This window comes from Dactylosporangium darangshiense, from assembly GCF_039537565.1.
GTDB lineage: Bacteria > Actinomycetota > Actinomycetes > Mycobacteriales > Micromonosporaceae > Dactylosporangium > Dactylosporangium darangshiense.
The window spans coordinates 1-8,644 of the sequence record NZ_BAABAT010000113.1 but is presented as its reverse complement, the minus strand read 5'-3'; the positions used below and the strand labels follow the sequence as shown (position 1 = coordinate 8,644).

The window sequence follows — 8,644 nt, the reverse complement described above, 5'->3', positions numbered from 1 at the left end:
GCCGCCTCGCCGAAGGCAAAACCACCATGGAAGCGCTCCGCGCCCTCAAACGGCACCTGTCCGATGTCGTCTACAAACGGATGCTGCGCGACGCCACGGCGGCCCGAACCGCCGGGACGGGCCCGGGAGGACACACGGGAGCGACTCTGCAATCCAGCGCGGACGGCCCAATCCCGACAGCCGCCTCTTCGGACAAGTCACAGCCCGGACCCGCCACCCACAAGCCTAAAACAAACCTCGCCATAACCCCTTGACTAGAGGGGAACCAGATGTGTGCACTCGATCAAGCGACGTGCAGTTGCAAGGTTGCCGCGAGAAGTCCTCCATTGGACATTGGTGTGGATCATCGGAGGATTCGGCCGCAGGCCGATAGCAGTACGCTCGCCGCCATGGCGAAAAGGAACAAGGGGCCCAGCACTGCGCGGCTCTATGGGATCCAGCCGTGGGATCATCCCGATCTGGTCCTGGCCAGGGCCGTCGCGGCTCGGTACTGCCAGGGCGCGCTGGAGCCCTCGCCGGATCGCTAGAGGCGGGTGGCGGTGTGGATCAGACCGGCAAGGGCTCGCGACCGGCTGTGCGGCGGCCACGCGATCACCGTCGTCACCGTCGGGGCGTCCAGCACGGGCACGACGGCCAGGTCGGAACGGAGCTGCGACCGGCACGACTCCGGCAGGATCGCTGCGGCCCGGCCCAGCGCGATCAGCTGGAGCAGCTGCGCGTGGTGGCGGACCTCCGGGCCGGGCCCCTCCGGATAGGCGCCGTCGCGGCCGGGCCAGCGCGGCATCGGCAGGCCGGGGATCGCGGTGACGTCGGCCATCCGCAGCGAGGTCCGGCCGGTGAGGGGATGCCCGGCCGGCAGGACCACGACCTGGCCCTCCGTGGAAAGCTCCTCGATGTCGAAACCCGCTGCCGAGTCGAAGGGCAGGTGCAGCAGGGCCACGTCGGCTCGGCCATCGCGCAGTGTGCGCTCCTGCTCGCCGATGCCGCACAGGAGCACGTCGACAGCGACCGCGCCGGGCTCGGCGGCGTACGCGTCGAGGAGCTTCGGCAGAAGCTCGCTCGATGCTCCCGCCTTGGCGACGAGGACCAAGCCCGCAGGGCCGTGGGCGGCGCGCCGGGTGCGGCGCTCGGCGGCGTCCACCGCGTCGAGTGCTGCTCGGCTCTCGCGCAGCAGGACAGCGCCGGCCTTGGTCAGCGCGACGGCACGGCTGGTGCGTTCGAGCAAGGAGACCTCGAGCCGGCGCTCGAGTTGCCGGATCGCACGGGAAAGTGGCGGCTGGGCGATCCCCAGGCGCTGGGCGGCCCGGCCGAAGTGCAGTTCCTCGGCAACGGCGACGAAGTACCGCAGCTCCCGCGTCTCCATCCCGTCACCGTACCGGCAGTCACGAATCGATACCCACCAGGTATCGCTGCCCACTCAAACGGTGTTGGTGCCGCACGCGGGGGCGGACACGATCGAGGACATGAGCGAACACACCATTGCGCTGGTCACCGGCGCGAACAAGGGCATCGGGTACGAGATCGCGGCGGGCCTGGGCGCCCTCGGCTGGAGCGTCGGCGTCGGCGCCCGCGACGAGCGGCGGCGGGAGGCTGCTGTGGAGAAGCTGCGCGCGGGCGGCGCCGACGCGTTCGGCGTGCCGCTCGACGTGACCGACGACGCCAGCGTGACCGCCGCCGCCGCACTGATCGAGGAGCGCGCCGGCCGTCTCGACGTCCTGGTCAACAACGCCGCCATCACCGGCGGCTGGACACAGGAGCCCACTACGGCCGATCTCGCGGTCGTGCGCACGGCCGTGGAGACCAACGTGATCGGCGTCATCCGCGTCACGGACGCCATGCTGCCGCTGCTGCGGCGCTCCGCGTCGCCGCGGATCGTGAACATGTCCAGCAGCGTCGGCTCCCTCACCCGGCAAAGCGATCCTGAGGCCAGCACTGGGCCGCTGTCGATGGCGTACGCGCCGTCGAAGACCTTCCTCAACGCCGTCACCGTCCAGTACGCCAAGGCGCTGCGCGACAGCGGCATCCTCGTCAACGCCGGCTGCCCTGGCTTCACGGCGACCGACCTCAATGGCTTCCGCGGTGTGCGCACCCCCGAGCAGGGCGCGGCGATCGCCATCCAGCTCGCGACCTTGCCCACCGACGGGCCGACCGGCGGGTTCTTCGAGGACGCCGGGGTGGTGCCCTGGTGAGCTGACCAGTTTCGACCTTCCGCGATCATGCCGAATCCGGCGTTACGGGGGTTGGTGCCCGAGGCACCTTTCACGCGGGAGCCAGCTGCCATCCTCGTGACCGACGCGATGGCGCTGGTGCCCGCGCTGACGGCGCGAGTGCACGACCGTCAGGGAGCAACTCGCCGTAGTCGTCGAACAGCACGACGCCGTTGCACAGCAGGCTCCACCCCTGTTCGTGGTGGGCGGCGATCACTCTGGCCGCGCTGTGGCCCGGTGACTCCGCCGGTGGGCAGGCCGGTTGGTGAATGCACATGTCCGCCTCCTGAACCATGCAGTCCCGGTCGTTCGGTACATTTCGGACCCTTCAAATGTGCTGTTCACAGGGGGGCCACAGCATTGCGGTTGCCTAGGAACCCCGAGGAGCACCTCCGGCAATGGGCGGCGGGGCAATCGTCGCGGGTCAAGTACGTCATCTGTCGTAGAGGGCCGCGGCGAGCGCTACCCGGCACGTGGAAGTTGTTCGGAAACACGTTATTTGCCCGAATCTTGTACGCGCCGGTAGCCAGAGCGCCGCGGCGAACTCCGCCCGCCGCGCAATGGCCGCCCGGAAGCGGCTCCTCGGCCATATGACCTGGATCGGCCGCGACGTTTGTCGTACGCGGCCGGGTAGGCTGGGCAACCGATACCCCGTCTGGTTCCGCGGTCGCACTCCCCTGCTGATGGACCTGAGGCGACCCGCAGACCGGCAGGGAAGCCCGCGTGAAGGGGGTGCCATGGGCCGGCTGGCCGACTCGGCGCCGATCCGGGTGTTCCTGGTGGACGACCACGTGGTGGTACGCCGCGGTATGCGCGCCTTCTTCGAGATGCACGACGACATCGAGATCCTGGGCGAGGCCGTTGACGGGCAGGCTGCCGTGGAACAGCTCGCTGTCCTGGCGGCTCAGGACCATCTGCCCGATGTCCTGCTCATGGACCTGGTCATGCCTCGGCTCGACGGGGTCACCGCGACAAAGGCGATCAAGCGGCTGTACCCGGATGTCGAGGTGGTGGCCCTGACCAGTTTCAGCGAGGCTGAGCGGGTGAGTGCGGCGCTGCAGGCCGGAGCCGCCGGCTACCTGCTCAAGGACGCCGAAGCGGACGAGGTGGTCGCGGCGGTCCGCGCGGCCCGGCGCGGCGAGGTCCACCTCGACCCGGTGGTGGCGCGCAAGCTGACCAGCACGCTGGTCGCACCCGCCCATACCGCGACCGCGCTGACCCCGCGGGAACGGCAGATCCTCGTACTCGTCGCCCAGGGCAGGTCGAACCGCGACATCGCGAGCACGCTGCTGATCAGCGAGCGCACCGCCCGTACGCACGTCAGCAACGTGCTGGGCAAGCTCGGCCTTGCCTCCCGGACCCAGGCCGCCTTGTGGGCCGTCCGGGAGGGACTCGTCCCCGAGGCCTGACCTAGCCCTCGACGTCGGCGGTTTCGGCTGGTTCGCCGCACGGGCTGCCGTTTGCCGACGAGGACAGGACGTCGGGCAGTACGACGCGGACCGTGGTCGATCCGGCCGGAGAGCTGTCGACGCTGAACTCGCCACCGAGCCGCTCGGCCCGCTCGCGCATCGTGGTCAGACCCAGGTGTCCTGGGTGCGGCACGCTCGGGTCGAAGCCGACGCCGTCGTCGGCGACCTCGACGACCAGCGTCCGGGCGGCGTTGGCCGGCTCGCTCAGCCGGATCTCGACATGACCGGGCTGTGCGTGCTTGGCACTGTTGTGCAGGGCCTCCTGGATGACGCGGAACAATTCCCGCTCCGCGGTCTCGTCCAGCGGCAGCGGGTCTTCGCAGGCATGCACGCCGACCTCGAAGCCCTCCCGGGCGGAGACTGCGGCCGCGTGCCTACGGATGGCGGCGACCAGCCCGTTCCCGGCCAAGGCGTCCGGGCGCAGCTGGAGGATCAGAGCCCGCATCTCCGAGGTCGCGGACTGCGTCAGCTCCAGTAGGTCCGCCAGGCCGCGAGCCACCCGGCTCCGCTGGTCCTCGCGCTGCTGCTGCACCGCCAGCTGCAGTGCCCGGATGTGCAGGTTCATCGAAAAGAGCGCCTGGGATACCGAGTCGTGCAGCTCGCTCGCGAGCCGCTGGCGTTCCTCACGACGGTGTGCCTCTTCCAGGGTGGCCCACATCGCGCGTTCGTTCTCCACCTGGAGCACCTGTTGCAGTGCGCTGCTCAGCTGTTCCTGCGAGTACCGCAGTGCGGCCTCCCGCCGCTCCCGATCGGCCTCGAGCTGCTTGCGTTCGGTGACGTCGCGGGCGCTCGCATAGATCAGGCCCTGATCCGGTACGCCCAGCGCAAACCACTCCAGCCAGCGCAGCGAGCCTCCCTTGCAGCGGTAGCGGTTCTGGAAGTTGGTCGCCTCACGCCCTTCGATCAGGACCTTCGTCTGGGCTTCGGTGCGTTCCCGGTCCTCCTCGTACACGAACTCGATGAAGGGCCGCTCCGCCAGCTCCGCGGCGGAGTAGCCGAGGGTGCGCTCGACCGCGGGGTTCACCCGCTTGAAATAGCCGTCGAACCCGGCCGTGCAGATCAGGTCGCGCGACATCCGGAAGATCCGGTCGAGCTCTTCACGGGTCCGCTGACCGGCCTGGAAGGTCTTCATCGTGTCGAGGGACAGCTCGAGCACCCGGGCCATGCTCCGCACGAGGCTGACCTCGTCGACGCTGAACCCGCTCTCACCCGAACGGGCAACCAGCAGATGCCCTGGCGAACTGCCGCCCAAAGGCGCTGTCGCCGTGTGGCAGGAACCGGCGCCGGGAACGTCGAGCGTTTCCTTTCGCTGGTTGACGACCTCGGCGATCTCGGCCAGCGGTAGCCGTCCGACGGGGAAGCCGACCGAGCTGACCTCACCGTCACGTCCGAGCACGACGCCGACCTCGCCCTCCAGCGCCCGGGCGGCCCGCTCGGCGGCAACCTGGGTCGCCGTCGGTACATCGGGTGCGGTCGATACGGCCGCGAGGAACTCCGCGAGGCACTGGGTCGACAGAGCGGCTGCCGAGGCGACCACGTCAGCCCACCGCGAGCACGACAAGCGTCTGGTTGTGGTACCCGTTGATGCCGCGGAGCCGGGCGAACTCTCCCCAGGTGTAGAAGCCGGCGACGGGTGCACCGCCCGACCGCTCGCGCATGTATCCGACCGAGGTCCGGGTGCGCTCCTCGCCGAGCAGCCGTTGGCGAGAAACGCAGTCGAAGGCGAGCAGCCCGAGTGGGCGTGGCTGACCCACCGCGGTTGCCGCCTTCTCGCAGGCGTTTCCGGCCGCGTCCAGCCCGGATTCGGCGTCGCCTTCCATCAGCCATATCACCCCGCCCTCCGGCACCTCACCTATGGAGCGCAGCCAGCCCTCCTTGACGAAGCGGTCCGAACCGACATCGCGGATCTCCAGACCGCCACGCCGGCGTATGCCGATGGGACGGGTGCGGGCGAAGTCCATGAACGCGCCCGGATCCGTGTAGGCCGCCTCGGGTGCGCCGAGCCGGTCCAGGTACGCGACGCGCGCCGGCTTCTCGTCGAGCGTGTAGATGTCCCCGCCGGCGCTGTGCGTGACGATCATGGGTTCGCCGATCTTCTGCCAGCCGTGCCCGACGGCCTCTCCGAACGGCCCGTCCGACTGGATCGCCGCGCCGACCACACCTCCGGTGAGCACCTCCGTGCCGAACAGCTCGTACGTGCCGCCGAACGCGGCGTCCGGGCTGGCCGCGCCCCCCACGTAGGGCATGCTCGCTCCCACCACGCCGTAGGCACCGGCGAGAATTCGCTCGTGGTTCAGAACCTGGCCATCGGCGAGCAGCACCAAAACGCGGTGTCCGTGCTCGGCCAGCTCGGTCGCGCCGGCAGCCGCCGCGGCGCCCGCCGCGGACAGTCCGGCGGCCGCGTCCCGCCCGACACCGGTCGCAGCCGAAAGGCCCGGTCCGCCGAGCGCGGTGACGACCACGCCGTTCCACCGCGGACCGCTGGAATCGATGGCCGCTATCGACGAACACCCGATCAGCGGTACGCCCGCAGCGACCTCAGCAATGCCGGCCAGCACCGCCGCGGGGTCGGGAGTGTTGGCGCAGAAGACGATCAACAGCCGCACATCCCCGCCGGTGATCGCCCCGAGCGCCGCTTGACGCCCGGCGTTGTGGCAACCGTTGCCATCGTGGATGTCCGCGCTGCCGACCGACATCCACCGCGCTTGCAAGTCCAGGCGAGGGTCCATCTCTGCTCCTCGACCACATGCTCCTCGGCGTGAGGCTGAATATCATTGTACACCGGGCATATCGAACAAACTGGCATATAAGCACCCAGGCCAGGCACTCCCCGCGCGTGGCAGTGTTTGTCAAGAGAGGGTCTGCCGGCCGTGTGCCGGGATCGTCCGAAGATCGTCCAATTGGACCAACCATGGACATGATCAGCCGAAATCGCTCGTTCGCGAGGATCCTGCGGCGCGCGGCCGTGCCGCTGCTGGTCCTGGGGCTGCTCGTCGCCTCGGTCATGCCGGCCACCGCCGCCGTGGCCGCCGCCGTCGCCCGGCCCGACGAGGTCATCGTGCTACCGGGCGCGACGTCCGCCGAGGGCATCGCCGCCGGCGCGGGGTCCACCTTCTATGCCGGAGACCTCTACAAGGGCACCATCTACCGCGGCGACATCCGCCGCGGCACCGCGACACGGTTCATCGACGCACCCGAGCGCCGGGCTGCGTGGGGCATGAAGGCCGACCTGCGCCACGGCCTGCTCCTTGTCGCCGGCGGACCGACCGGCCAGGCGTACGTCTACAGCACCCGCACCGGCGCGACCGTCGCCACCTACCAGCTCGGCGCCGCAGGCCCGCTCGGCGCCGCCGGCGTCAGCGTCATCAACGACGTAGCCCTCGTCCCGGGCGGTGCCTGGTTCACCGACTCGTCCCGGGCGAAGCTCTACTTCGTGCCCGTCAGCGCAGAGGGCACCCCAGGGACGGCCCGCACGCTCGACCTCACCGGCCCGGCTGCCGACGTCACCGGCGCCTTCAACGTCAACGGCATCCAGGCCACACCCGACGGCCGGACGCTGATCGTCTCCCACACCCAGAACGCGAGGGTGTACACCGTCAACCCGGTCACCGGGGTCAGCGCACCCATCGAGGGCGCCGAGGTACCCAACGCCGACGGCATCCTGCTCAACGGCCACCGGCTCTGGGTCGTGGAGAACCGTAACAACAAGATCGTGCGATTCAAGCTCAGCCCCGACCTGAGCCACGCCGTGCCGGACAAGACGATCACCAGCAAGGCCTTCGGCGTCCCGACCACCGTGGCGCTGTTCGGTGACCGGCTCGCGGCGGTGAACGCGCATTTCGACACCGGAACCCCGCCCACCTCGAACACCTTTGAAGTGGTCGCAGTAAGCGCCTGAACCATCTGGTCAACGTTTGTGGTTGCCAGCATCACAGGGTGCCGCTCAATTGTGGCTGAGGCTGGTCGCACTCGATCCGGGACCTGATCACCGTGTGGCGGCTCGAATGCCTGCGACGAGCGCGGCAACCAGTAGCGCGAGCACGAGCACAAGCAGTACAACAGGAAGCAGCAATAGCGTCAGTATCAAGATCAACACCACGGCAACTTTCACCTCGGGGCTTGTCCCCGACCAAGCACCCTTGATCGCAGCCCAGACAGGGTTCTTTCCCTGCAGCTTGGCTTTCAGCCCCTCGAAGACCGCCTGCGTGGTCGCCCCTCGGCTCGCCACGAAATCGTTCAGATCGTCAGCCCAGTGCTCCACCTTCCGCGACGCCTTCGCGGTGGCGTACCGCAGGGCCGCTTCTCCTAGGTCACTCAGCGCAGGTGCGAGGCTCGTCGCAACGGGGGCGCTCTTGGTCGCGCCGCTGGCGGTGTTCGATGCTGTCATGTCGTGGTCTCCTCGGCAACAGTACCTCCGGTGCTGGTCGAGGCCCTGATGTGGACGGTGCTCGTTGAAATGCTCGGCGTATGCGTCGAGGATGGTGTGGGCGTTTCGTTCGTTGTACATCAGGATGTGGTCGGTGCAGGTACCCCAACCCCGACGCACTCAGTCCGAGGCGACAATCGGCAGTAGGAGCAGCGGCACGTGTTGCTGGCCGGCATGGATGTCGCGGTCGGCGAAGCTGCCCTGGGCGGTCGGACTCGGCAACGATGCCTTGATGACATTGATGGTGGGCAACGGGAACAGCCGCACGGTGAGCGCGTCGACCCGGTAAAGCTCGGCGATGACCGCGGCCCTGGTCGTCTTGGCGGTGGCGGCGCCCAGGTAGTAGGGGCCGGAGTCGGTGGAGCCGCCGTCCACGACAATGGCCTGCGCGCCGAGTGCGACGTTCATTTTCGACTCAGGAACCGCGCCCGGCTGGCGCCGGCCGTTGTGGAGGCGGGAAAATCACGCGTGTCCGTCCCGGTTCGACGCCGAACAGTCTGTGGTGCTACGAGCCCGTGAGTTCAGGATGGCGGTGGGACCAC

At 69.1% G+C, this 8,644-nt stretch carries 10 protein-coding genes and 1 pseudogene; 5 read left to right on the top strand and 6 right to left on the bottom strand.

Going from position 1 to position 8,644, the window contains the following annotated elements:
- Positions 1-254: pseudogene (locus tag ABD901_RS57545) on the top strand (IS110 family RNA-guided transposase); the annotation flags it as partial.
- Between the two features lie 135 nt (positions 255-389).
- Positions 390-527, top strand: coding sequence for a hypothetical protein (locus ABD901_RS57540; RefSeq protein ID WP_345144689.1), 138 nt, complete (start codon positions 390-392; stop codon positions 525-527).
- Here ABD901_RS57540 and ABD901_RS57535 read toward each other — a convergent pair.
- Complete coding sequence (locus ABD901_RS57535) at positions 524-1,363, bottom strand: LysR family transcriptional regulator (protein WP_345144687.1); 840 nt, start codon at positions 1,361-1,363, stop codon at positions 524-526. The two genes, ABD901_RS57540 and ABD901_RS57535, sit on opposite strands and share 4 nt — an antisense overlap.
- A gap of 100 nt (positions 1,364-1,463) precedes the next feature.
- On the opposite strand from ABD901_RS57535, the gene ABD901_RS57530 reads away from it, so the two are divergent.
- A complete protein-coding gene (locus ABD901_RS57530) occupies positions 1,464-2,189 on the top strand; it encodes an SDR family oxidoreductase (RefSeq protein ID WP_345144684.1) in 726 nt (241 codons plus the stop codon).
- Between the two features lie 70 nt (positions 2,190-2,259).
- On the opposite strand, the gene ABD901_RS57525 is transcribed toward ABD901_RS57530, so the two are convergent.
- Positions 2,260-2,484: a DUF5999 family protein gene (locus tag ABD901_RS57525; protein WP_345144691.1), complete on the bottom strand. Its 225-nt coding sequence runs from the start codon at positions 2,482-2,484 to the stop codon at positions 2,260-2,262.
- 460 nt (positions 2,485-2,944) lie between these two features.
- Between ABD901_RS57525 and ABD901_RS57520 the strand changes: the two genes are divergently transcribed.
- Complete coding sequence (locus tag ABD901_RS57520; protein WP_345144682.1) at positions 2,945-3,616, top strand: response regulator; 672 nt, start codon at positions 2,945-2,947, stop codon at positions 3,614-3,616.
- A gap of 1 nt (position 3,617) precedes the next feature.
- On the opposite strand, the gene ABD901_RS57515 is transcribed toward ABD901_RS57520, so the two are convergent.
- Positions 3,618-5,213: a PAS domain-containing sensor histidine kinase gene (locus ABD901_RS57515; RefSeq protein ID WP_345144680.1), complete on the bottom strand. Its 1,596-nt coding sequence runs from the start codon at positions 5,211-5,213 to the stop codon at positions 3,618-3,620.
- Position 5,214: 1 nt separating this feature from the next.
- The gene (locus tag ABD901_RS57510) at positions 5,215-6,405 is read right to left on the bottom strand and encodes an FIST signal transduction protein (protein ID WP_345144678.1); all 1,191 of its coding nucleotides are present in this window, start codon (positions 6,403-6,405) and stop codon (positions 5,215-5,217) included.
- 188 nt (positions 6,406-6,593) lie between these two features.
- On the opposite strand from ABD901_RS57510, the gene ABD901_RS57505 reads away from it, so the two are divergent.
- Positions 6,594-7,574, top strand: coding sequence for an SMP-30/gluconolactonase/LRE family protein (locus ABD901_RS57505; RefSeq protein ID WP_345144676.1), 981 nt, complete (start codon positions 6,594-6,596; stop codon positions 7,572-7,574).
- An 87-nt stretch (positions 7,575-7,661) separates the two neighbouring features.
- Here the strand turns inward: ABD901_RS57505 and ABD901_RS57500 are convergent, their stop codons facing one another.
- On the bottom strand, positions 7,662-8,183 hold the full coding sequence (locus ABD901_RS57500; RefSeq protein WP_345144674.1) for a hypothetical protein: 522 nt from the start codon (positions 8,181-8,183) through the stop codon (positions 7,662-7,664).
- Positions 8,184-8,222: 39 nt separating this feature from the next.
- A complete protein-coding gene (locus ABD901_RS57495) occupies positions 8,223-8,510 on the bottom strand; it encodes a DUF4387 family protein (RefSeq protein WP_345144672.1) in 288 nt (95 codons plus the stop codon).
- Positions 8,511-8,644 lie beyond the last annotated feature (134 nt).

Bases quoted from the DNA above. Each gene is read 5' to 3' on its own strand.
- ABD901_RS57540 (WP_345144689.1), top strand. From the start codon at position 390: ATGGCGAAAAGGAACAAGGGGCCCAGCACTGCGCGGCTCTATGGGATC.
- ABD901_RS57535 (WP_345144687.1), bottom strand. From the start codon at position 1,363: ATGGAGACGCGGGAGCTGCGGTACTTCGTCGCCGTTGCCGAGGAACTG.
- ABD901_RS57530 (WP_345144684.1), top strand. From the start codon at position 1,464: ATGAGCGAACACACCATTGCGCTGGTCACCGGCGCGAACAAGGGCATC.
- ABD901_RS57525 (WP_345144691.1), bottom strand. From the start codon at position 2,484: ATGTGCATTCACCAACCGGCCTGCCCACCGGCGGAGTCACCGGGCCAC.
- ABD901_RS57520 (WP_345144682.1), top strand. From the start codon at position 2,945: ATGGGCCGGCTGGCCGACTCGGCGCCGATCCGGGTGTTCCTGGTGGAC.
- ABD901_RS57510 (WP_345144678.1), bottom strand. From the start codon at position 6,405: ATGGACCCTCGCCTGGACTTGCAAGCGCGGTGGATGTCGGTCGGCAGC.
- ABD901_RS57505 (WP_345144676.1), top strand. From the start codon at position 6,594: ATGATCAGCCGAAATCGCTCGTTCGCGAGGATCCTGCGGCGCGCGGCC.
- ABD901_RS57500 (WP_345144674.1), bottom strand. From the start codon at position 8,183: ATGTACAACGAACGAAACGCCCACACCATCCTCGACGCATACGCCGAG.
- ABD901_RS57495 (WP_345144672.1), bottom strand. From the start codon at position 8,510: ATGAACGTCGCACTCGGCGCGCAGGCCATTGTCGTGGACGGCGGCTCC.